Genomic DNA, 23112 nt, shown 5'->3' with positions numbered 1-23112 from the left:
CCAGTCGCCTCCACCCCGATCAGGGTCGGCGGACAGGCCACAAGCCGCGCAACAAGGTCTTCCAAGCCCTTGCCGTCGCGCCCGACGGCAAATGCTTCTCCGCTCGGACGCATATGAACGTCCAACCGGTCCTTCGATACATCGATGCCAACATAGATCGCGTCCATCTGCACCCATCCTTGCGCAACCGGGCTCGCCAGGCGGCCCTCGCGACTGTTCGGGTTCAATGGAACAACGGACGGGGCGCCGCGCTGAGGTACGGGCTTCAAAGCCCTTGGATGAAGCGGTCTCCCGTCCGTTACCGCACCGGACACTCTATCCGATCCAGCGATTCGAGACTTACAAGGATGACGGTCCAAGACGCCGCGGCCCTCAATACATCCGTATCGGCAGCGGCGCGCCTTCGGGGCCGACCAGCAGACCCCAGGTCTCGTTGACCGCGACCTCGAACTCACGCGTCTGCGCCGCGCTGCCCTTGAGCTTCAGGGTGACCTTGTACGTGCCCGGCGGCAGATCGATCTTCTGGCTATCAGGCAACTCATCCGCGGCGGCGTCAAAATCGATCAGTTCCTCTCCGGCGTGAGCCGCCAGTCGGATGGTTCGCTCATTGACGGTGATGTCGGCCGCTTCATCCGTCTTGTTGCCGAGCAACAACATCACTTGTCCCGGCGCCGGCTGGATGCGGGCCGTGGCGGCCAACGGCTTGCGCAGCGCAAGGTCGGCGATCGTTGTGTTGTCCTGACGGACGAGCCGGAGCAGCGCCGGCCCGTCTGACGTCGTGAAGGCGACAACGGCCCTGTCGGGCTCGACGACCGCACCGTCGTTCTCGGTCCAGCCGCGCCTTTCGAGTGCAGCGCGATAGAAGCCGAGCACGGCCTCGAGACCGAGCGGCGTCTCGACGTGAGCCGACCTCATGAAGGGCGAATTCTTCGCGGTCATCAGGGCCCAACGGTCGACCAGCGGCAGGCCCATGTCGTCGGACATTTTGGCCTCGAATGTCCGGCTCGTGGCTTGTGTCAGAAGCCCGACAGTGTCGCAGAGCAGGCGCTCGCCAAGATGGTCCGGGGCGCAACGGCCCCTGAGTGCCCACCATGTATCGTCGACAAACCCGTTTGATCGCTTGGTGTGGGACCAATTGATTTGAATGTTTTTCGTCGGGCCGTCGCGGGCAGGGTCCGGCGTGACGGGGATCGCCATCGCCGCTGTCGCGGCGACCAGACTGCCGGCGAGCAGGATACCTAGCGTTCGGCGGGTCATTTTTTGCGCGATCCTTGTTTTCCAAGATCCCTGGGGCTCAGATAACGATCCTGAGCTTGGTCGCGTCGATCACGGAAAATGTTCACTATCCCTGGTCGCCCGATGACGCACCGCGTCAATCGACGGCTTGCATCGCCGGGCGGATGCAACCTTACTTCCGGGTCGAAGAGCCGCCTTCCGGAACTGACATCGGTCTCCATCAAAAACGAAGCTTGCATTCGACGGGCTGCGAATGATCAAATCCCTGATCGGAATACCTGCGTTGGTGGGGGACACATGATGTTCAGGATGATGGCGATCGTCGCGGGCTTGGGACTGGCGCTCGCTGGATCTGCGGAGGCCCAGACAGCGCGCAAGGGCGGAACCATCCGCATGACAGCGCCCTATGGCTCGAGTTTCACGAGCCTGGACATTCACACCACGCAGCGCGCCCAGGATGAGATCTACGCCAAGGCGCTGCACCGCTCGCTCTACATCTGGAATTCCGCGGAAGGAAAGCCGGTCCTGGAGCTTGCCAAGGAGGATGTGGTCTCGGGCGGGGGACTCGTTCACACCTTCAAGCTGCGCGATGACGCCTATTTCCACAATGGCCGCAAGATGACGGCCGACGATATCATCTGGTCCTACACCCGCATCATGGACGGCACCAAGGCCTATCCCGGCGCGCGGTTTGTCCGCGTGATCGAGGGCGCGGCCGCGGTCGAGAAGGGCCAGGCCAAGGAGATCTCCGGGCTGAAGAAGATCGACGACTTCACCGTTGAGATGAAGCTGACCGAGAAGGTCGATCCCGGCTTTTACTTCTTCACTGCGCTGACCTCGATCTATCCCGCCGACGAGGGTGCCAAGGAGAGCTTCATCCAGAAGCCGATCGGCCTCGGGCCGTTCAAATTCGTCGAGCATGTACCGGGATCGCGCATCGTTCTGGAGCGGTGGGACCGGTTCTACAAGCCCGGCAAGCCCTACGCCGACAAGATCGTCGTGGCGATCATGGGCGAGGCCGCGGCCCGCGATGTCGCCTTCCGCAACAAGGAGGTCGACACCTCGGTGCTCGGGCCCGCGCAATATGTGGCCTACCAGTCCGACGCCAACCTCAAGGGCACCATCGTCGAGGTCGCCGAGGTCTTCACGCGCTACATGGGCATGAATCCATCGTTCAAGCCGTTCGCCGACAAGCGCGTGAGACAGGCGATCAACTACGCGATCGATACCGACCTGATCATCAACAAGCTGGTCAAGGGCAAGGCCTATCGCGCCACCAGCTGGCTGCCGCTGACCTCGCCCGCTTACGACAAGGCGATGAAGCCGTACGCTTACGATCCCGCCAAGGCCAAGCAGTTGCTTAACGAGGCCGGCTATCCCAACGGCTTCGAATTCGAATGGACCACCAGCCAGAACGAGAGCTGGGGCTTGCCGATCGTCTCGGCCGTGATCCCGATGCTGGACAAGGTCGGCATCAAGGCGAAGGTCAAGCAGGTCGAGACCGCGGTGCTGGCGGAGGTGGTTCGCACCGGCGACTACCAGGCCTTCATCTATTCGCAGGCGAGCGGCCCGGATCCGCAGGCGGCCCTCAAATGCTTCCACTCGTCGACGCCGCAGCCAGCCTGCAACTACATGATCTTCAAGAACGCCGATTTCGACAAGATCGTCGACGAGGCCGGGCAGGCCGACGACCCAGCAAAGCGCGCCCAACTGCTGCAAAAGGCCAATGCGCTGCTCTATGAGGAGGCACCGGTCTGGTTCTTCAACTACAACAAGGCGGTCATGGCCGTGCAGCCGTGGCTCAAGGGGATTCAGCTCAACGCGACGGAGCTGACCCATCAGAACGTCGAAGACCTCTGGGTCGACGAGACCTCGCCCGCGAAGTGACATGCGCTCTCGCGCTCCCTCCGTCGCCACAGACGATGGAGGGAGAGAGGAAAAGTGCCGATGCTCTCCTTTCTGTTCCGTCGCCTGCTGCAGACCATTCCGACCGTGCTTGCCGTCGTGCTGCTGGTCTTCGTGTTGTTCAGCGTGGTTCCCGGCAGCATCGTCTCCTCCATGAGTGACGACAGCGATCCGCTGGTCGAGCTGCGCATGAAGAAGCAGCTCGGCCTCGACGATCCCGTTTACGTGCGTTTCGGCGTCTACATTGCCAAGCTCGCGACCGGTGATTTCGGCACCTCGTTCCGGACCCGTGAGCCTGTCACGACCATGATCGCCAAGCGGGCTTGGCCGACCCTGCAACTGATCTTCGCGGCCATGGCATTCTCGGTCGTGATCGGTGTGCCGCTTGGCTTCATCGCGGCACTGCGACCGGGCGGAATCGTCGATACGCTTGCCATGGTCGTCGCGGTGTCGGGCCTTTCCATCGCCAAATTCTGGCTCGGACTTGTTCTGATGTACCTGTTCGCGTTGAAGCTCGGCTGGCTGCCGAGTTTCGGCTATGGCGACGGCGGACTGAAATATCTGCTGCTGCCGGCTGTGACCCTCGGCGTCTCGCCGATGGCGCTGTTTGCCCGGACGACGCGCGCCGCGGTCCTCGAGATCATGACCGCCGATTTCGTCCGCACCGCGCGCTCCAAGGGCATGAGCGAGACGCGGGTGGTGAAGTGGCATGTCATGCGCAATGCGCTCGTCATCATTCTCACCACCGTCGGCCTGCAATTCGGCGCGCTGATGGGGCAGGCGGTCGTGGTCGAAAAGCTGTTCTCGTGGCCGGGCATCGGCTCATTGCTGGTCGACAGTGTCTTGCAGCGCGATATTCCGGCGGTCCAGGGCTCCATTCTCGTGGTGGTGCTGGCCTTTCTCGCGATCAATCTGCTGATCGACGTGCTCTACGGCGTGATCGATCCCAGGATCAGATACGCATGAAGCTTCGCGCCAATCTCGTCATCGGTGGGGTGTTGTTCGCGCTGGCGATCCTGGTCGGCTTGCTCGCGCCCTGGCTGGCGCACACCGATCCCGTCATGGACGCCAATTTGATGAACGCGGAGGAGCCCCCGAGCTGGACCTGGTGGTTCGGCACCGACGACCAGGGCCGCGACATCTATTCCCGCGTCGTCTACGGCGCGCGGGTCTCGCTGACGGTCGGTATCATCTCGCAGCTCATCAACAGCGTCATCGGCGTGGCCTTGGGGCTGAGCGCCGGCTATTTTGGCGGCTGGTGGGACGATGTCGTCAACGCGCTGACCAATCTCATGCTTGCGATCCCCTCGTTGATCTTCGCGCTGGCCATCATGGCGGTGCTCGGACCCGGCCTGACCAGCCTGCTGATCGCGCTCGGACTGACCAACTGGTCCTTTACGTGCCGGATCGCGCGAGCCTCGGCGCTGTCGCTGAGGAGCCAGGGCTATGTGCAGGCGGCGACCGTGCTCGGCTACGGCGATTTGCGCATCATGACCACGCAGCTGCTGCCGAACATGCTGGGCCCCATCATCGTCATTGGCACGTTGGGCATGGGCAGCGCGGTGTTGTCCGAAGCCGCATTGTCGTTCCTCGGCCTCGGCGTCCGTCCGCCGTTTCCCAGCTGGGGCAGCATGCTGTCGGAGGCCCGCGAGCAGATCACGACGGCGCCGTGGCTCTCGGTTTTTCCGGGCCTCGCCATCTTCCTGACGGTGCTCGGCCTCAACCTGCTCGGCGATGGCCTGCGCGACATTCTCGATCCCCAATCGCGGAGCCGGCGGACATGACCGGCGCGCCGCTGATCGAGGTTGAGGATTTGCGCATCGATCTCGATGACGGATCGAGGCGCGTCGCGGCGGCCGAGGGCGTTTCGTTCCGCATCTCACGCGGCGAGACGTTCGGCCTCGTCGGCGAATCCGGCTGCGGCAAGAGCATCACGGCGCTGGCCTTGATCGGGCTGTTGCGGCCGCCGCTCTCGATCGGCGGGGGCGTCATCCGGTTCGAAGGACAGGAGATCCAGCACCTCTCCGCCGCAAGGCAGCGGGAGTTGCGCGGCAACCGCATTGCCATGATCTTCCAGGAGCCGATGACGGCGCTGAACCCGGTCTCGCCCGTGGGCCGGCAGATCGCCGAGATGTTCGTGCTCCACAAGGGCAAGAGCTGGCGGGAAGCCAGCCGGCTGGCGGTCGAGGCGCTGGCGAGCGTCCGCGTCCCTGCGCCCGAGCGCCGCGTCAACGATTACCCGCACCAGCTCTCCGGCGGCATGCGCCAGCGCGTGATGATCGCCATTGCGCTCGCCTGCGGTCCGGATCTCCTGATCGCCGATGAGCCGACCACCGCGCTCGACGTGACCGTGCAGGCCGAGATCATCGAGCTGATGCGGAATTTGTGCGCCGAGCGTGGAACGGCCATCCTGATGATCAGCCATGATCTCGGCCTGGTCGCGAACGTCTGCCGCCGCGTCGCCGTGATGTATGCCGGCCGCATCGTCGAGGAGCGCGGCTCGGCCGATATTTTTCGAGCGCCCTCGCACCCCTATACGCAAGGCCTGGTCGCCTCGCTGCCGAGGCTCGGCAGCCGGGCCGCACTCGGCCGCACCAGGCTCAAGGAGATCGCGGGCGTCGTCCCGGCCATCACGAATTTCCCTGAGGGGTGCCGATTCAATCCGCGTTGTCCGCAGGCGACCGAGATCTGCCGGACCGTCGTGCCGGAGACGGATCTGCTGGGGGCCGGCGGTCTGGTCAGGTGCCATCACCATGCATGAGCCGCAAAACATGCTGGATGAGCGAAGGCTGGACGATGACCTCATCCTCAGCGTCGAGGATCTCGCGGTTCACTTTCCGCTCGGTGGCGGCCTGCTGGGCCGCGGCAAGCGGATGCTGCGGGCGGTCGACGGCGTCGATCTCAAGCTGAAGCGTGGGGAATGCCTCGGCCTCGTCGGCGAGTCCGGCTCCGGCAAGTCGACGGTCGCATTGTCGATCCTTGGCCTGCTGACGCCGACGCGCGGCCGCGTCGTGCTGGACGGGCAGGTCGTGAGGAGCCGGCAATCCGGCGATCGGAAGGCGTTGGCGCGCACCGTGCAGATGGTGTTTCAGGACCCTTACGCCTCGCTTAATCCGCGCCAGACCGTTCGCCGCACGCTGGAAGATCCCCTGCGGGTGCACGGCGTCACCGCGAAAAGCGAGATCGAGGATCGCGTGGCGACCATGCTGCGGCATGTTGGCTTGCGGCCCGAACAGTCCGGCCGCTACCCGCATGAATTCTCCGGCGGCCAGCGCCAACGCATCGGCATTGCCCGCGCGCTGATCCTCAACCCCAAAATCGTCATCTGCGACGAGCCGGTCTCGGCGCTCGACGTCTCGATCCGCGCCCAGATCATCAATCTGCTGCTGGAATTGAAGGACACGCTGGGCCTCTCCTACATCATGATCAGCCACGATCTCGGCGTCGTCGAGCACATGAGCGACCGCGTCGCGGTGATGTATCTCGGCCGCATCGTCGAGAACGGCCACTGGCGCGAGATATTCGAACGCCCGGCGCACCCCTATACGCAAGCCCTGATCGCCGCGATTCCTGATCCGCTACACCATGCCCCGCTGGCAACCACAGGCGGAGATCTTCCCAACCCGCTCAATCCCCCGAACGGCTGCGCCTTCAGCCCGCGTTGCCGTTATGCGGAGGCCGTGTGCCGCCGCGAGCCGGGACCGGCGCTGGAGACGCGGGCTGACGGACATGCCGTGAGGTGCTGGCGGGCGGATGAGATCGGCGCAGCAAGCCTCGCTCCATCACCGTCACCCTGAGGTGGCCGCTTCCTCAGCGGCCCTCGAAGGGCGACGGTCCGGCTGGCACCTCGGCCCTTCATCCTTCGAGGCTCCGCATGCGATGCTTTCGCATCGCTCGCTACGAGCCTCAGGATGACGGGTCCTCGCGCGACGTTTCACTTCAGCCCGGCCAACACGACATCACGCACCACCCGGACAGGCGGCATCCATTGCCGCTCGTCGGCGTAATTTCCGCAGGTGATGGCGACCACGACGCCGAGGTCGGGCATCGCGAACAGCCGCTGGCCGCCATAGCCGAAGCCGCCGATCCAGTGCGTGATCGGACGGTTCGGTGGCTGGCCGTACTGCAGGTCGCCGCAGTACCAGAAATAGCCGTACCGGCGCTGCTCGTCACAGGGGACGTAAGGCTGGAACGATTTCGCAAGCCAGTCCGCCGAGACGACCTGGCGCCCATCCCATTGCCCGCGGTTGAGGATCAATTGCCCGATGCGTGCGAGATCGCGCGGCGTCATGCGCAGGCCGGATGCGGGCGCGGGCTGCCCGTCGAATCCCTTGGTCCATTCGGCCGGACCGATCCCGAGGGGATCGAATAGGTTTGCGCGGGCAAAATCCGGCAGCGACTGGCCGACGCCCTTCACCAGCAGATGTCCGATTAGCTCGGTGCCGGCCGCGCCGTAGATCCAGCGGGCGCCGGGATCGGAGATGAAGGGCCGGCTGAAGATGTAGCGCAGGCGATCGGGCGCTTGCTCCATCTGAATTTCGCTGTTGGTCGGGTCCTGGTAGGGGATGTCCTCGTTCCAGTCGAACCCCAGCGTCATGGTGAGCGCGTGCGCAACTGTCAGGCGCTGGAGGCGGGGATCGGTCGCGGCGGCGGCATAGTCGGGGAATTGCGCAATCAGATTCTGGTCGGGCGCGGGCACCTTACCGAGGTCGAGCGCGATGCCATAGAGCAGGCCGAGAATGCTTTTCGTGACCGAGCGCAGGTCGTGCAGCGTGTCGGGACCGAAGGCGACGCGGCCGCGCGGAGCGCCCCAGACTTCGTCCTCGCCGATGAAATAGCGTTCGAGCACGAGCTTGCCCATGCGCGTGACGACGACGCCATGCAGGCCCCAGGCGCGCTTGTCCGCAATCACCTTGTCGAGCCGCTCATCGAGGTCGGGCGCAAAGCCGGCGTCGGGTGGCGTGATAGATCGCCATTCGAACGGAGCGGAGGCAAGCGGGCCTGTCGTCAAGAGAAGCGCTCCTGCACCCGCAAGGGCAGCGCGACGATCGATGACAGCCATTCGGGCGCTCGCTCCACGGGCACGCGATCGGTGCCATGATGAAGTTGTGCTCCTGCTTTGCCCGACGTGTCAAACGTCAGCGCAGCGGCGGTCCCTCACTTGCAGGTTCGGTAAGCAGCTGAACTTCCTCACAGTTTCTACTGTGCATGGGGTTGTTTTCGCGTTTTTTGTTGTGAGCGTCGTCTAGTCCGCCGCCTTTTCCCTCAGCCGCTGCGCATAGACGTTGATGACCAGCGCTGCCAGCAGGATCAGGCCGCGGATCAGGATCTTCAGGAAGCTGTCGATGTTGACGTGGTCGAGGCCGTTGTTGAGAACGCCGAGAACGAAAAGGCCGACGATGGTGTTGCCGATGCCGCCGCGGCCGCCGAACAGGCTGGTGCCGCCGACCACGACGGCAGCGATGGAGTCGAGCAGATAGGTGTCGAACTCGTTCTGCTGCGCGCTGCCGAAATGGGCGACGCCGAGCATGCCGCCGATGCCCGAGCACACCGCCGAGATCACCATCACCGCGCCTAAGATGAGCTTGACGTTGAGGCCGGAATATTCGGCCGCCTCGCGGTTGCCGCCGACCATGTAGACGTAGCGGCCGAAGCGCGTGTAGGTCAGCACCAGATGGCCGCCGAGCAGCATCAGCGCGGCGATGATGACGAGCCAGGGGATGCCGCCGATCGAGCCGGAGCCGAGCGTGGTGATCAGGCTCGGCACCTTGTAGGCGATCTGGCCGCGCACCAGCAGCGCCGAGATGCCGGCGGCGATCTGCATCATCGCCAGCGTCATGATGAAGGAGGGGATGCCGATCACGGTCAGGCCCAGCGCGTTGACGAGGCCGAGCAGGGCGCAGAGCAGGATTGACAGGATGATCGCGACTGCGCCGGGCAGCGGGATGTTGGCAATGTTGACGTAGGATTCCTGCAGCGTGAAGTAGGCGACCGCGATGCCCGTGACATTGGCGATGCTGGCGATCGACAGGTCGATCTCGGCGCAGAGGATCACGAAGGTGAGGCCGACTGCGATGATGCCCGTGACCGACACTTGCGTGAGGATGTTGCCGAGATTGTCGAGCGTCGCGAAGGAGGGGCTGGCAAAGGCGAAGAAGCCGGACAGGAAGATCAGGGTGAGGAACGGGGCGATGTTGCGCATCTGCGAGCGCAGGAAGGGTGCCAGCCCGCGTGCCCGCTGCCCCGTCGCCAAAGCCGTCTCACTGCTCGCCATTGTGCTTCTCCGTCACGCCGCTTCCAGCAGGCGGTCCTTGCTGACCGGCTCGTTCTTGAATTCCCGCACCAGCGCGCCGCGCTTGAGCACGAGGATGCGGTCGGCCAGCGACAGCACCGTTTCGGGCTCGGTCGACAGCACGATGATCGCAAGTCCCTTGGCGCGGAGGTCGCGGACGATGTTGATGACGTCGTTCTTGGCGCCGACATCCATGCCGCGGGTCGGCTCGCACAGCACCAGGAGCTTGGGCGGATAGGTCAGCCATTTTGCCAGGGCGACCTTCTGCTGGTTGCCGCCGGAGAGCATGCCGAGATCGAGGCCGACCACCGGGGGCCGGATTTGCAATTGCTCGACCTGGCGCTGGGCGATATCGCGCTCCTGCGCCGGCTTGAGCAGCAGGGATGAGATGCGGTCCAAAATGCTGATCGAGATGTTCTTGTAGACCGGCTCCTTGTGAAACAGCATGTCGCGGCGGCTCTCGGGCACCAGCGCCACGCCGGCGCGTCGCGCCGCCGCCGTGCTGGCAAAGGTCTTGAGCGAGCCGTCCACGGCGAGCGTGCCGCCGTCCGGCTTCAGCTTGCCGAACAGGATGCGGGACAGCTCCTGCTGGCCGCAGCCCATGAAGCCGTAGATGCCGAGCACCTCGCCGGCGCGCGCCTCGAAGGAGATGTCCTTCAGGCTGCGGGCCAGCGAGAGCTGGTCGACCTTCAGCACCACCGAGCTGTCGCTCGGCTGCGGCAGCATCAGGTCGTCGGTGTAACTGTGCTCGAGCGCCTCGCCGCCGCGCCCGATCATGGCCTCGATCAGCGCGCCCTTGCTGGTGGCGGCGCTGGCGGTCTCGGCGACCTTCCGCCCGTTGCGGAACACGGTCACCGTGTCGGACACGCGCAGGATGTCCTCGATGAAATGCGAGATGAAGACGATGCTGGTGCCTTCTTCGCGCAATCGGCGGAGCGTTGCGAACAGGCGTTCGACCTCGGGTGGGGAGAGGGCTGAGGTCGGCTCGTCCAGGATGACCATGCGGGCGCCGGAGAACAGCACGCGCGCGATCTCGATCAGCTGCTGCAGCCCGATGGGCAAGTCGCCCAGCCTGCTCATCGGATCGACGTCGATGCCGAAGCGGGCGAGCTGCTCGCCGGCCTCGCGCGCCATGCGCCGCCATTGCACGAGGCCGAGAGCGTTGGTTGGCTGGTTGCCCAGGAAGACGTTCTCGGCGACCGTGAGATCAGGCGCGACACTGAGCTCCTGATGCACCATGGCAATGCCGGCCGCATGCGCATCGCGCGCCGAGCGGAAATGCCTCTCCGCCCCGTTGATCAGGAAGCGGCCGGAGAACTCAGTGTGCACGCCGGCGATGATCTTCATCAGCGTGCTTTTGCCCGCGCCGTTCTCGCCGACGAGACCGTGGATCTCGCCGGGATGGAGTGCGAAGTCGACACCACGAAGCGCTTCGACGCCGCCGAAGCTCTTCGTGATGCCCTGCAGTTCAAGGATGGGCGAACGCACCTCGGGCATGGAGGCTCAGATCAGGAAGTGATCCTGCATCCACTGCATCCCGGCGGCGTTGGCCTTGGTCACGACCGGGCCGTCGGTGACGACGTTCTTGGGGATGCCCTGGCCGCTCTTCTCGCCGCCGACGACCGCAGAGACGCCCGCGATGATTGCGCCGCCATGGATGCGGCAGGACGGATTGCGGACGGTCGCGAACATGCGACCTTCGCTTACCGCCTGGATCGCCGGCGGCATGGCATCGACGCCGCCGATCAGGATGTTGGTGCGGCCCCGCGCCTTCATGATGTTGGCAGCGGCGAGTGCCATGTCGTCATTGTGGAAGAACGCCGCATCGATCTGCGGATACTTGGTCAGATATGTTTCCCAGAGGCGGGCGGTCTTGGAGACGTCCCAGTCGGCCGGCTGGGTGTCGAGCACCTCGATCCCCGGGAATTGCTTGACCGTGTTGGTGAAGCCCTTTGCGCGCCCTTGCGCGCCGGTGTGGCCGAGCGCGCCCTGCGTCATGATGATCTTGCCCTTGCCGCCCATCGCGTTGCACAGCGCCTGGGTCACCGAGGCGCCCATGAACTCGTTGTCGGGGGCGAGGAAGGAGTGGACGTTGATCTGGTCGAGCGGCGCGATCAGCGTGTCCATGTCGATCACGGGCGTGCCGGCGTCGATCATCTTCTGCACGGGCTGGGTGAGGGTGCCGATGCCGAAGGCCTGGATCGCGACGAAATCCCATTTCTGCGAGGCCATGTTGTCGATGGCCGCGCGCTGCTTCACGGCGTCGAGCTGGCCGTCGAACCAGGTGACTTCGACGTTGAACAGCTTGCCCCAGAATTCGGCGGCCTGCTTTCCTTGCGCGCACCATGTGGCCTGCAGGCCCGCATTGGAGAACGCCGCCTTCAGCGGCTTCTCGCTTCGCCCGACCTCGGCGGCCAATGCGGGGTTTATGCCCATGCTGCCGAGGAGGGCAGCTCCGGCGCCGGCGGTCGCAGCCGCCTGAAGTAGATCGCGCCTCGTCGTCGAGAAATCTTTCGTCCCGGACATCGCTCGCTCCCATAAATTTTATCGTCGGCGCGTCATTGATTGCGCAACCGATGTCGAAAGTGTCTCACAAGAGTTGATGCCACTCAATCTGCAATCACACGCGCCATCGCAGTACGCCGCGTGGTGCAGCGCAAAGCGTCAGGCCGTCGTGCCGGCGAGTGCGTCGATGTCGACGAGCAATTTGTCCCAGGCTTGCGCAATCTCGATCGACCATTCATCGCCGAGCAGATCGCGCAGCGTATCCCTGATGATGGTGAAGAACGCGGTGAACAGCTGGCGCGACGTGCCATAGGCGTCGTGCGAGGCAACCTCGCAGGCAATCAGCCGGAAATGCCCCCGGCGCTCACCAGCGAAATCGAGAATCGCCTCGATCGTCAGCGCGAGCATCGATCCCTTCACGAGGTCGCCGCCCTCCGAGCGGAACATGGCCTGCGTTTCGGGATGCTCGTCGAACAGGCGCTGGTAGACGATGGGCGTGAGATCCGCGCAGCGCGAGGCCGCGAGTTCAAAGCTGAGTTCGACTGGATTGGAGGGCATATTCATCGGCGAAAGTGCCATGCGGACAAAAAAAGAGCGGGGCCCTGGCCCCGCTCAAAAATTGTGTCGACCCTATTATCCCCGATTCTAAGATTTGCTCTTGATTGACGGGGCGACGCTGCGTTTTGCGCGTCAGGGGCTCCTCCCGAGACTTGGACCACCAGACTTCGACCTCACGGCCAGCCTGAGCAAGGGGGATGCTAGATCAACTTTTCTCACTTGTCATCATTTTCGGCAACGAATGTTCAAAATTCGAGCAATAGACGAAATGATCGGGCTTTTGACCCCGCAAGTATATGACAAATATAAGAAATCTGTGGATGTCGGGCGGTTTGATTTGGCTCAAATTCCGGACCCCGAGCCCATGGTGAGGTCGTCCGACCACGCTTTTCCGACAAATTTGCGCTGGGCCAAGAAGGCGGCGGAACTGATCTCGACTTGGGCCCGGCGCGGTGTTTAGTTAGCAGACGAACGAACGGTTCGGCAGATGCGCGCGCGGTTACAGAAATTCCTACCCCTGGTCCTGCTCGCCTTGGTGATGCAGGTGCTGGCGCCGATCGCCGCCTGTTGGGCGACGGGCCAAGCCATCGCCGATCCGCTGTCTGCCGCCGTCATCTGCCACAGTGCGAGCGACCAGGGTGGCCTCGACGATCGGACGGGCACCCCGACCGCGCATGCGGGCGCGTGCGCCCTGTGCTGCCTCGCCCAGGCGGGCGCGTCGCTCGATTCGCCGACGCACGCGGCACTCTCGATTCCCTTCCGCCATGCCGCGCGCGTGGTGTGGCAGCCGGCGGATGCGTCCGCCATCGGCGCTCCCAAGGGTTCGAGCGCTCAGGCCCGCGCCCCACCTCAATTTTCCTGACGTAGCGACAAACCGAACCGTTGGCGCGCGCCGTTGCCGCCGATGGCGTGCTCAATGGACCGGCCGAGGCGCCGGATGTCAGGAATTCAAAAGATGTTACGCATTCGTGCGATCGGAAGTGCGGGCTTGCCCGTGCTTTTCGGGCTGGTGTCCCCGATCGGTTCAGACGCGCTTGCCCAGGCTGCCCCGGAAGCGATTCCCGCAGTGACGGTCGAGGCGCCTAAGACGTCCCGTCCCAAACCAATCACCCGGCCAGCGCGGCTGCGTTCCGCTTCGGCGACGCGCGCAGCGAGGCCGGTCGCGCCGATCGCGACCGATGGCGCCCAGGGGCAGAACAACACGATGTCCGCCGGCGCAGTGCGGGCCGGTCTCAATCAGGCGCCGGCCGGCCAGACCGCGACGACCATCGATCGCAGCCAGTTCGAAAACCGCCCGTCGTTTTCGGTCAGCGACGTCTTGCGGGATAGTCCGGGCATTTCGATCAAGCAGGGTAATGGTCCGCGCGATTTCGGCATCTCGATTCGCGGATCCAACGCCCGGAACGGTTTCGGCATCCGCAATCTCGTGATCTTCGACGACGGTTTCCCCGTGACGCAGCCGGACGGCCTGTCACGCAGCGACCTGATCGACCCCCACGCCTATGGTGCGATCGACGTGATCCGCGGCCCCTCGTCGGCGCTCTACGGCAATTACGCGACCGGCGGCGCGCTCAATTTTCGCACACGGCCGGGCGGCACGATCGACGGCGTCGAATACGGTGTCGACGGCGGCAGCTATGGCTACCTCAACAATTACGTGGCGGCCGGCAAGAAGGTCGGGAATTTCGAGGGCTCGCTGTTCGCAAGCGACACCCGAGGCGACGGCTATATCGGCAACAACTGGTTCAACACGCAGACCGTCAACTTCCTCGGCACGCTCAAGGCGACGCCGGACGACCGCTTCACGGTCAAGATCATCAACAACGATCTCAGCGCGCGGCTGCCGCTTCGCTCCACGCTGAACCAATACTATCAAAATCCCTTCCAGCAGGGTTGCGCGACCGGTGCCACGGCCGCGCCCGGATGCGGTACGGTCAGGCTGTTCAACAATGGCTTCAACGCGACCGCCGGAACCGATACGGAGACGGCCGTGCAGGCCGGGCTCGGCCGCAACGACCGCCGCACCATCGTCGGGGGCCGATGGGAGCACGATTTCGACAACACCACGACCTGGCGCAACCAGTTCGTGTTCGACGACCGGAACATCAGTCAGCCAACTGGCTCCACCAGCTCGATCGGCGACTTCCCGTCCTACAACTACATGAGTGATCTCACCAAGCGCGGAGAGATTCTCGGCCTGGAGTCCACCGCGTTCTTCGGCGCCTTCTACAACACCCTTACGGCATCGAGCGATACGCGAAACGTGATGCCGGGAGGTAACGCGACGCTCGGCAGGCTGTCGAGCAATCTCTACAGCGAGACCACCAACTATGGTGTTCGTGCCAGGGAAGAGCTCAAGCTTACGTCGTCGCTAACGGCCGTTGCGGGTATCGGTTGGGAGACAACCTTGCTCAAGGGCACCAATACGGCCTATTCGTATGCAGGTCCAACTGGCATCACCACGACAACGCCGACGACCGCGGACCGGCAGTTTCAAAATACTGCACCAGAGTTGGCGCTGCTCTACAATCTCAATAACGAATGGCTGTTCCGGGCACGCGTTGCCACGGGGTATGGCACTCCGCAGGTCTCGAATCTCTTTGTCGCTCAGACGGGATTGTCGGGCAACAATACGCAGCTCCAAGCCCAGAAGAATCTTGGCTACGATCTCGGTTTCGATTGGACGCCGAATAGCGCGCTCAAGCTCAGCGCAACTGGCTTTTACGAGTTCTTCCGTAACGAGATCGTCAACCAGGCGACGTCGGTCCCGGGTGTAAACTATTCGTTCAACGCGCCGCGATCGGAGCATCGGGGCATCGAGCTTGCCGCCGATTGGAAATTCTATCCGGGCTGGCGGTTCATGGTCGCCTACACCTATCTCGACGAGGTCTACACCGAGTATGTCGAGAACATCACCAATGGCGCCGTGTTTAGCTTCAACCGTGCCGGCAACAAAATTCCCGGTATCTCGCCCAACGAGCTGACGGCTCGCATTGGCTATGACGAGTTCGCCGGGCCGCTGGCAGGCCTCGGGGGCTTCGTCGAGGTCCAGTGGAAGGACTCTTTCTACATGGACAACGCGAATCTGCTGAAAGCGCCGGGCTACGAGCTGGTCAATGTGAACGTCCACTACAAGACCGGCCTGCTGTCCGACACCTTCAGGTCACTCAATCTATTTCTCGAAGTCAGGAACGTATTCGATCGCACTTATGTTGCGTCGGCAAACAACATCGCAAACACGGTGACGGCGGCCGGCCTGCAAATTCCTGGGACCACGCTCGCGAGCACGGCACCGGGGTCGATCTATGCGGGCTCGCCACGCCTGTTCGTTGTGGGTATGAAGGTGGCCTTCAAATGATCCGGGCTCTCGAAGGGAATAGGGCCATGATCCGAACTGGCTTGCTTGGGATCGTCGCCTGCGTCTGCCTGCAAAGCGCCGCGCAGGGGCAGATGCGTGCCCCGCACGTGTCCGAGGCCGCGTGCGAGGAGCCGACGCTGCGCTGTGCGACCAAGGCGACGCCCGCCTTCGGTCCGGACGGCACGCTGTGGCTGGTCTGGATGGCGGGAGGGCAGGTCTCGGTCGCAAGTTCGCAGGATGCTGGCCGAAGTTTCTCGACGCCCACCCAGGTCACGACGAAACGGCTGAATCTCGATTGGGGGCCGGATGCGCGGCCGAAGATCGTGGTCGACCGCAAGGGCGGCATCGCGCTCGCGTTCTCGACCTTCAGGGACGAGGCGTTCAACGGTCAGGTGCTCTATACGCGCTCGACCGATGGCGGGAAAAGCTTCGCGGAGCTGAAGCCGATCACCGCCAGCAACGAGAGCCAACGTTTCGAGGCGCTGGCGCTCGATCAGGATGGAACAGTCTTTGCGGCGTGGCTGGACAAGCGCAATCGCATTTTTGCGAAGGAAGCGGGACAGAAGTACGAGGGAGCCGGGCTGTTCTTCACGTCGTCCAGCGACGGCGGCACCACCTACGCAGAAGCGAAGCTGGCGCGTGAGGGCACCTGCGAATGCTGCCGGTTGGGGCTGGCATTCGCTGCGTCCGGGCGGCCGGTCGTGATCTTCAGGAACATTTTTGAGGGCGGCGTGCGCGACCACGCGGTGATGACCTTCACGGACGTCGCGACGCCAGGCGAAGTCCGCCGGGTCAGCAACGACGACTGGCGGATCAACGCCTGTCCGCACCACGGGCCGAGCCTCACCGTTGCCCCGAACGGAACCTATCACGTCGCCTGGTACACCAACGGGAAGGCGCGGAAGGGATTGTTCTACGCCCACTCGCGCGACGAAGGCCGCACGTTCTCTTCGCCGATGGCGTTGGGGCGGCCGGATCGCAATCCGACGCGCCCCTTCGTGCTCGCGGGCGCGGCGGGAACGGTGATGGTCTGGAAGGAGTTCGATGGCGAAAAGACCTCGGTCCAGATGACGATCTCCCGCGACGATGGCGAGACGTGGTCGCCGCCGAAGACGATATCGAGCACGACCGACACGTCCGATCACCCTTTGCTGGTCTCCAACGGCAAGCAGACCTACCTGTCGTGGATGACGAAGGCGGATGGCTATCGGCTCACGGCTATCGAGGACCAACCATGAGATTTCGATTTGCAGGCATTGCGAGTCTTGTCGTTCTGATCGCATCGGCGGCTGCGCTCGGCGCATCTCCAGCTCTGAAGCCATTCGAACGCGGCACTTGGCAAAGCGTTCTTAGGGGGCACGCCGGCCGTCCGGTGCTCGTGCATTTCTGGGGTGTGACCTGTGGCCCCTGCAAGGTCGAGCTGCCGCTGCTCGGGCAGTTTGCCAAGGATCATCCTGACGTCGACGTCGTCACGGTCAGCGCCGATCTCGTGCCGAACTTGCCGGCCGCCACGCAATCGATGCTCGACAAGGCGGGTCTGGCGTCGACCGAAAATTTCATCTTCAACGACGGCTTTGTCGAGCGCTTGCGGTTCGAGATCGATCCGGCCTGGCAGGGCGACATCCCCAGGACAATGCTGATCTCCCGGGAAGGAGCCATCACGACGATCGAAGGCTCGGCTGAAATTGCCGATCTCGAAAAATGGTCAGCGCAACAACGCTCCAAACACTGAAGTTCAGTCTGCAAAGGGAATACCGACATGAAGACAATCTCGAAAAACGTGCTGCTGGCGGCGTTCGCTCTCGCGATCTCCGCAGCACCGGCGGTCGCCGACGACGTCAAGGCCGGCGATCTCGTCGTCTCGCAGGCCTGGAGCCGAGCGACGCCGGGCGGCGCCAAGGTCGCCGGCGGCTATCTTACCATCGAGAACAAGGGCACGGCGGCCGATAGACTGGTCAGCGTGTCCGCCGATATCGCGGGGAAGGCCGAGATCCACGAGATGGCGATGGACAATGGCGTGATGAAGATGCGCCCGCTCGACAAGGGGCTCGCCATCGATCCCGGCAAGACGGTGAAGCTCGCGCCCGGCGGCAATCATTTGATGCTCCAGGAGCTGAAGGGCGCGTTCAAGCAGGGCGACAAGGTACCGGTGACGTTGCAATTCGAGAAGGCCGGCAAGGTCGCGGTGTCCCTCGACGTCCAGAGCGTCGGCGCGCAGGCGCCTGGCGATGCCGGGCATTCAGGTCATATGGACATGAAGAAAATGCCGGATCACTCGGGAATGAAGATGAAATGAGAGTGATCTGGACTCTCGGGAGGCCGAACATGTCGAAGCAATCCTGCCTGATCCTGGTTGCCGCGCTCGCCGCCTCGCCGGCGGCGGCGCACGTGTCGCTCGAGACCAAGCAAGCCACGGTCGGCACGTCCTACAAGGCCGTCTTCACCGTGCCGCATGGCTGCGCAGGCTCGCCGACGGTGAAAATCCGGGTGCAGATTCCGGAAGGGGTCATCGCGGTGAAGCCGATGCCGAAGGCCGGCTGGACCATCGATGTCGTCGAGGGCAAATATGCCGGGGAATACGACTATCACGGCAACAAGCTCTCCTCCGGTGTCAAGGAGGTGGCGTGGTCCGGCGGCAAGCTGCCGGACAAGAACTATGACGAGTTCGTCCTCAGCACCTTCCTGACCGACAGCCTGAAGCCGAACACAGTGCTGTACTTCCCTGTCGTTCAGGAATGCGAGGCCGGCGTCAGCCGCTGGATCGACATTCCGGCGGCGGGGGCAGGGCACTCACATGAGGGCAAGTCCGAGGGCAAATCGCCGGCGCCGGGCGTGAAACTGTTGCCAAAACCGTGATGCGCCTGTTCGCCGCGCTTGCGACGCTGCTCCTCGTTGCCGGCTTCGCAAGCGGTGCGTCGGCGCATGCGGCGCTGGTCTCGGTCGAGCCGGCGAGCGGCAGCATGCTCGCGACCGCGCCCAAGGCGGTGGAGCTGCGCTTCAACGAGGCGGTAACGCCGGGCGCGATCCGGCTGATCGATGGTGCGGGCAGGGCGCGGGATGATGCGCGCGTCAGTGCATCGGGCGAAACCATTTCGGTCGTGATGCCGGTGGATCTGCCTGAGGGCACCGCGGTCGTCAGCTATCGCGTGATCTCGCAGGACGGCCATCCTGTCACCGGATCGGTGATCTTCTCGATTGGCATGCCGACCGCGACGAAGCCTGCCGCCGCCGTGGACGGCGGGTTGAACGCGCTGATCTGGCTGGCGCGCGTCGGCTTGTACGTTGGGCTGTTCATCGGCGTCGGCGGCGTGTTCTTCGCGCGCTGGGTTGCGTGGTCGATGACCGGCATGGCCGTGCCGCGCATGGCGCTCGCCATCGGCATCCCAAGCGCGGTGGCGTCCGTCGGCGCGTTGGGCCTCGATCTCCTCGGGTTGCCACTGGCAGCCCTTGCGACCGCTGCTCCCTGGAAAGTCGCGCTCGCGACCAGCGCCGGCCCTGCGCTGCTGGTTGCCGTGCTTGCGATGCTACTCGCGTTGATGGCGCTACGCAGTGCGTGGTACGCGCGTGCTCTTGCGATCATGGCGTTGGTCGGCGTAGGTCTGTCGCTCGCCATGACCGGGCACGCCGCAACGGCACCGCCGGAGGCGCTGACGCGGCCTGCAATCTTTCTCCACGGCCTCGGTGTCACCATTTGGATCGGTGCTCTCGCGCCGCTCGTGGCGCTGGTGTCGAAGCCGACGATTGCGACGCTCCCGATCGTGAACCGCTTTTCCCGCATTGCTGCGCTCGCAGTCGGCGTATTGGCCTTGACCGGCCTCGCACTCGCGATCGTGCAGCTCGAAAAGCCTGGAGCGCTGGTCGAGACCCGCTACGGGCTGATCCTCTCGGTCAAGCTAGTTCTGGTCACGGGATTGCTGGCGCTGGCCGCGCTCAATCGGTTCCGGCTGACTCCGGCTCTGGCGCGGAACGAGACAGGGACGCCCGCGCTCAAACGCTCGATCCTGCTGGAAAGCACGATTGCTCTCGCCATCCTGGCGGTGGTCGCCGGCTGGCGCTTCACGCCGCCGCCGCGGACGATCGTGCCGGAGACGTCTTTGGCGATCCACATCCACAGCGACAAGGCGATGTTCCAGGTCCTGGTCTCGCCAGGCAAGGCGGGGACCAATGATGTCGTGCTCCAGCTTATGACCGGCGAGGGGACGCCGCTGGCGGCCAAGGAGGCGACGTTGACCCTGAGCCTGCCCGAGCGCGGCATCGAGCCGATGGAGCGAAGGGCCTCGCTCGGGCCCGATGGTTATTGGCATGTGCGCAAGGTCGAGCTGCCCTTTGCCGGCCGCTGGCACGTGCGGATCGACGCGCTGGTGACCGACTTCGAGCAGATCACGCTCGAAGATGAACTCGACGTTACGCCGCCGTGAGACGCAGCTCAGGCTGAACCTGAAGTCCGACGGAAAAATGACAGGAATTCCGTTGCGTTAGCGGCTTTTCCTCATTCCCGGTCTTGTGTTTTCGCTCTCAATCCGGTTTCACTGCAACCCATCACTGATTCCCAGAGTATTACCATGCGGTTGTCGCGGTTCTTTCTGCCCATCCTGAAGGAAAATCCGAAAGAGGCGGAGATCGTCTCGCATCGGCTGATGCTGCGCGCCGGCATGATCCGGCAGGAGGCCGCCGGTATCTACGCCTGGCTGCCGCTTGGCTTCCGCGTGCTGAAGAAGATCGAGCAGATCGTGCGCGAGGAGCAGGACCGCTCGGGCGCGCTGGAACTGTTGATGCCGACGCTCCAGCTTGCCGACCTCTGGCGCGAGAGCGGCCGCTACGACGCCTATGGTCCGGAGATGCTACGCATCGCCGACCGCCACAAGCGCGAGCTCTTGTACGGGCCGACCAACGAGGAAATGATCACCGAGATCTTCCGCGCCTATGTGAAGTCCTACAAGAACCTCCCGCTGAATCTCTATCATATCCAATGGAAATTCCGCGACGAGCAGCGTCCGCGTTTCGGCGTGATGCGCGGCCGCGAGTTCCTGATGAAGGACGCCTATTCCTTCGATCTCAACGAAACCGCCGCACGCGTCGCCTACAACAAGATGTTCGTCGCGTATTTGCGGACCTTTGCGCGGATGGGGCTGAAGGCGATCCCGATGCGCGCGGAGACCGGCCCGATTGGCGGCGACCTCAGCCACGAGTTCATCGTGCTTGCCGAAACCGGCGAATCCGGCGTCTTCATCAATCGCGACGTGCTGGACCTGCCGGTGCCGGGCGAGGACGTCGACTACAACAGCGACCTGACGCCGATCATCAAGCAATGGACCTCGGTCTACGCCGCCACGGAAGACGTCCACGACGCTGCGCGGTTCGAGCAGGAAGTGCCCGCGGACAAGCGGGTGAACACCCGCGGCATCGAGGTTGGGCAGATCTTCTATTTCGGCACCAAATATTCGGACGCGATGAAGGCCCTGGTGGCGGGCCCCGACGGCTTCGACGTGCCGATCCATGGCGGTTCCTACGGCGTCGGCGTCTCGCGCCTGCTCGGCGCCATCATCGAAGCCTGCCATGACGATGCCGGCATCAAATGGCCGGAGGCGGTCGCGCCGTTCCGCGTGTCGATTCTCAACCTCAAGCAGGGCGATGCGGCCGTCGATGCGGCCTGCGAGAAGCTTTATGCCGAGCTCACGGCCAAGGGCGTCGACGTGCTCTATGACGACACCGACCAGCGCGCCGGCGCCAAATTCGCCGCAGCCGACCTGATCGGTATCCCCTGGCAGATCATGATCGGGCCGAAGGGGCTCGCTGACGGCAAGGTCGAGATCAAGCGGCGAGCCGACGGCTCCCGCGAGACCATGTCGCCTGCGGACGCGGTCGCAAGACTTGTGGGCTGATAAGCCTGGTCGGCTGAATATTGTTCATCGCCCGATATCGCGGCCGCCAATCCGGCCACAATTGACCCCGAATCATGGGATTATCGAGCGATGGATGAGACCATGACCGAAACCGTGCAAACCGCGCCTTTTGCGCCATTCGAGTGGATGCTGTCGGCGCGCTATTTGCGGGCGCGCCGCAAGGAGGGATTCATCTCGGTCATCGCCGGGTTCTCCTTCCTCGGCATCATGCTGGGTGTGGCGACGCTGATCATCGTCATGGCCGTGATGAACGGCTTCCGCAAAGAGCTGCTCGACAAGATCCTGGGGCTGAACGGGCACATCCTGGTGCAGCCGCTGGAATCGCCGCTGACCGACTGGAAGGACGTCGCCGACCGCCTCAGCCAGATCAAAGGCATCCGGCTTGCCGCGCCCGTGGTGGACGGCCAGGCGCTGGCATCCTCGCCGTGGAACGCCTCGGGCGTGCTGGTGCGCGGCATTCGCTCCGACGACCTCAACAACCTCACCTCGATCGCCAAGAACATCAAGCAGGGCTCGCTCGAGGGTTTTGACGACGGGCAGGGCGTCGCAATCGGCCGGCGCCTCGCCGACCAGCTGTCGCTGCATGCCGGCGACAGCATCACCCTGGTGGCGCCGAAGGGCGCGGTCACGCCGATGGGCACGACGCCGCGCATCAAGCCGTACAAGATCGTCGCCGTGTTCGAGATCGGCATGTCCGAATACGATCTCGGCTTCGTGTTCATGCCGCTCGCGGAAGCGCAGGCCTATTTCAATCGCAGCAACGACGTCACCTCGATCGAGGTGTTCACCACCAACCCCGATCAGATCGTCGCCTTCCGCCAGGCCGTGACGGAGGCTGCGGGCAGGCCGGTGTTCCTGGTGGATTGGCGGCAGCGCAATTCGACCTTCTTCAACGCGCTCCAGGTCGAGCGCAACGTGATGTTCCTGATCCTGACCATGATCGTGCTGGTGGCGGCACTGAACATCGTTTCCGGCCTGATCATGCTGGTGAAGGACAAGGGGAGCGACATCGCGATCCTGCGCACGATGGGGGCCTCGCAGGGCTCGATCATGCGCATCTTCCTGATCACGGGCGCCTCAATCGGCGTGGTCGGCACTCTGGTCGGCTTTGTCGTCGGCCTCGTGATCTGCCTCAACATCGAATCCATCCGGCAATTCCTGTCATGGCTGACCAGCACCGAGCTGTTCTCGCCAGAACTCTATTTCCTGTCGAAACTGCCCGCCGAGATCGACGTCGGCGAGACCACGGCCGTCGTCATCATGGCGCTGACGCTGTCGTTCCTGGCGACGCTGTATCCGTCGTGGCGCGCCGCGCGCCTCGATCCCGTCGAAGCGCTGCGGTACGAGTGAGGGGT

Annotated in this window: 20 protein-coding genes and 1 pseudogene; 14 read left to right on the top strand and 7 right to left on the bottom strand. The window is 63.9% G+C overall.

Annotated features, from left to right (window positions below; translation table 11 throughout):
- Together GA0061098_RS46630 and GA0061098_RS40210 are read right to left on the bottom strand one after the other, a co-directional pair.
- A pseudogene (locus GA0061098_RS46630) lies at positions 1–167 on the bottom strand (IS110 family transposase); the annotation flags it as partial.
- Between the two features lie 205 nt (positions 168–372).
- The gene (locus GA0061098_RS40210; RefSeq protein ID WP_091967157.1) at positions 373–1257 is read right to left on the bottom strand and encodes a hypothetical protein; all 885 of its coding nucleotides are present in this window, start codon (positions 1255–1257) and stop codon (positions 373–375) included.
- A 276-nt stretch (positions 1258–1533) separates the two neighbouring features.
- Here GA0061098_RS40210 and GA0061098_RS40205 point away from each other — a divergent pair, with 276 nt between their 5' ends.
- Genes GA0061098_RS40205 through GA0061098_RS40185 form a run of 5 tightly spaced genes read left to right on the top strand, consistent with a single transcriptional unit; the run spans position 1534 to position 6938 of the window.
- Positions 1534–3123, top strand: coding sequence for an ABC transporter substrate-binding protein (locus GA0061098_RS40205; RefSeq protein WP_091967155.1), 1590 nt, complete (start codon positions 1534–1536; stop codon positions 3121–3123).
- A gap of 60 nt (positions 3124–3183) precedes the next feature.
- On the top strand, positions 3184–4107 hold the full coding sequence (locus GA0061098_RS40200; RefSeq protein ID WP_091967153.1) for an ABC transporter permease: 924 nt from the start codon (positions 3184–3186) through the stop codon (positions 4105–4107).
- Positions 4104–4925 (top strand): ABC transporter permease, encoded by an 822-nt coding sequence (locus GA0061098_RS40195; RefSeq protein ID WP_091967151.1) that lies wholly within the window; start codon positions 4104–4106, stop codon positions 4923–4925. The genes GA0061098_RS40200 and GA0061098_RS40195 overlap by 4 nt, the downstream gene beginning before the upstream one ends.
- Entirely contained in the window at positions 4922–5902 is a 981-nt protein-coding gene (locus tag GA0061098_RS40190; RefSeq protein ID WP_091967149.1) for an ABC transporter ATP-binding protein, read from the top strand. Before GA0061098_RS40195 ends, GA0061098_RS40190 begins: the two co-directional genes overlap by 4 nt.
- On the top strand, positions 5895–6938 hold the full coding sequence (locus GA0061098_RS40185; protein ID WP_091967147.1) for an ABC transporter ATP-binding protein: 1044 nt from the start codon (positions 5895–5897) through the stop codon (positions 6936–6938). The genes GA0061098_RS40190 and GA0061098_RS40185 overlap by 8 nt, the downstream gene beginning before the upstream one ends.
- Before the next feature lie 137 nt (positions 6939–7075).
- On the opposite strand, the gene GA0061098_RS40180 is transcribed toward GA0061098_RS40185, so the two are convergent.
- The 5 genes from GA0061098_RS40180 to GA0061098_RS40160 all read right to left on the bottom strand — a co-directional run bounded on the left by GA0061098_RS40180 (position 7076) and on the right by GA0061098_RS40160 (position 12502).
- Complete coding sequence (locus GA0061098_RS40180; protein ID WP_245323918.1) at positions 7076–8152, bottom strand: serine hydrolase domain-containing protein; 1077 nt, start codon at positions 8150–8152, stop codon at positions 7076–7078.
- Positions 8153–8386: 234 nt separating this feature from the next.
- Complete coding sequence (locus GA0061098_RS40175) at positions 8387–9415, bottom strand: ABC transporter permease (protein ID WP_091967143.1); 1029 nt, start codon at positions 9413–9415, stop codon at positions 8387–8389.
- A gap of 12 nt (positions 9416–9427) precedes the next feature.
- Positions 9428–10930, bottom strand: coding sequence for a sugar ABC transporter ATP-binding protein (locus tag GA0061098_RS40170; protein WP_091967141.1), 1503 nt, complete (start codon positions 10928–10930; stop codon positions 9428–9430).
- A 6-nt stretch (positions 10931–10936) separates the two neighbouring features.
- Positions 10937–11959 (bottom strand): sugar ABC transporter substrate-binding protein, encoded by a 1023-nt coding sequence (locus GA0061098_RS40165; RefSeq protein WP_018320172.1) that lies wholly within the window; start codon positions 11957–11959, stop codon positions 10937–10939.
- 138 nt (positions 11960–12097) lie between these two features.
- Positions 12098–12502 carry a globin gene (locus GA0061098_RS40160; protein ID WP_165637921.1) on the bottom strand — a complete coding sequence of 135 codons (405 nt, stop codon included), beginning with the start codon at positions 12500–12502 and terminating at the stop codon, positions 12098–12100.
- A gap of 481 nt (positions 12503–12983) precedes the next feature.
- Here GA0061098_RS40160 and GA0061098_RS40150 point away from each other — a divergent pair, with 481 nt between their 5' ends.
- From GA0061098_RS40150 to GA0061098_RS40110, 9 genes are all read left to right on the top strand, one after another.
- Positions 12984–13358: a DUF2946 family protein gene (locus tag GA0061098_RS40150; protein ID WP_091967135.1), complete on the top strand. Its 375-nt coding sequence runs from the start codon at positions 12984–12986 to the stop codon at positions 13356–13358.
- 93 nt (positions 13359–13451) lie between these two features.
- Complete coding sequence (locus GA0061098_RS40145; protein ID WP_245323917.1) at positions 13452–15854, top strand: TonB-dependent receptor family protein; 2403 nt, start codon at positions 13452–13454, stop codon at positions 15852–15854.
- 26 nt (positions 15855–15880) lie between these two features.
- A complete protein-coding gene (locus tag GA0061098_RS40140; RefSeq protein WP_091967133.1) occupies positions 15881–17092 on the top strand; it encodes a sialidase family protein in 1212 nt (403 codons plus the stop codon).
- Positions 17089–17586: a TlpA disulfide reductase family protein gene (locus tag GA0061098_RS40135; RefSeq protein ID WP_091967131.1), complete on the top strand. Its 498-nt coding sequence runs from the start codon at positions 17089–17091 to the stop codon at positions 17584–17586. The genes GA0061098_RS40140 and GA0061098_RS40135 overlap by 4 nt, the downstream gene beginning before the upstream one ends.
- 27 nt (positions 17587–17613) lie before the next feature.
- Positions 17614–18150, top strand: a complete 537-nt coding sequence (locus tag GA0061098_RS40130; RefSeq protein WP_091967130.1) for a copper chaperone PCu(A)C — start codon at positions 17614–17616, stop codon at positions 18148–18150.
- 29 nt (positions 18151–18179) lie between these two features.
- On the top strand, positions 18180–18710 hold the full coding sequence (locus GA0061098_RS40125) for a YcnI family copper-binding membrane protein (RefSeq protein ID WP_091967129.1): 531 nt from the start codon (positions 18180–18182) through the stop codon (positions 18708–18710).
- On the top strand, positions 18710–20272 hold the full coding sequence (locus GA0061098_RS40120) for a copper resistance CopC/CopD family protein (RefSeq protein ID WP_091967128.1): 1563 nt from the start codon (positions 18710–18712) through the stop codon (positions 20270–20272). Before GA0061098_RS40125 ends, GA0061098_RS40120 begins: the two co-directional genes overlap by 1 nt.
- A gap of 144 nt (positions 20273–20416) precedes the next feature.
- A complete protein-coding gene (gene proS / locus GA0061098_RS40115) occupies positions 20417–21736 on the top strand; it encodes a proline--tRNA ligase (protein WP_091967127.1) in 1320 nt (439 codons plus the stop codon).
- 90 nt (positions 21737–21826) lie between these two features.
- Complete coding sequence (locus GA0061098_RS40110) at positions 21827–23107, top strand: lipoprotein-releasing ABC transporter permease subunit (protein ID WP_091967126.1); 1281 nt, start codon at positions 21827–21829, stop codon at positions 23105–23107.
- The last annotated feature ends 5 nt before the right edge of the window (positions 23108–23112 follow it).

Origin of the sequence: Bradyrhizobium shewense, from assembly GCF_900094605.1 — a bacterium.
Taxonomy (GTDB): Bacteria; Pseudomonadota; Alphaproteobacteria; order Rhizobiales; family Xanthobacteraceae; genus Bradyrhizobium; species Bradyrhizobium shewense.
Note: the sequence above shows the minus strand (reverse complement) of the source record. Positions and strands in the feature narration are given on the sequence as shown.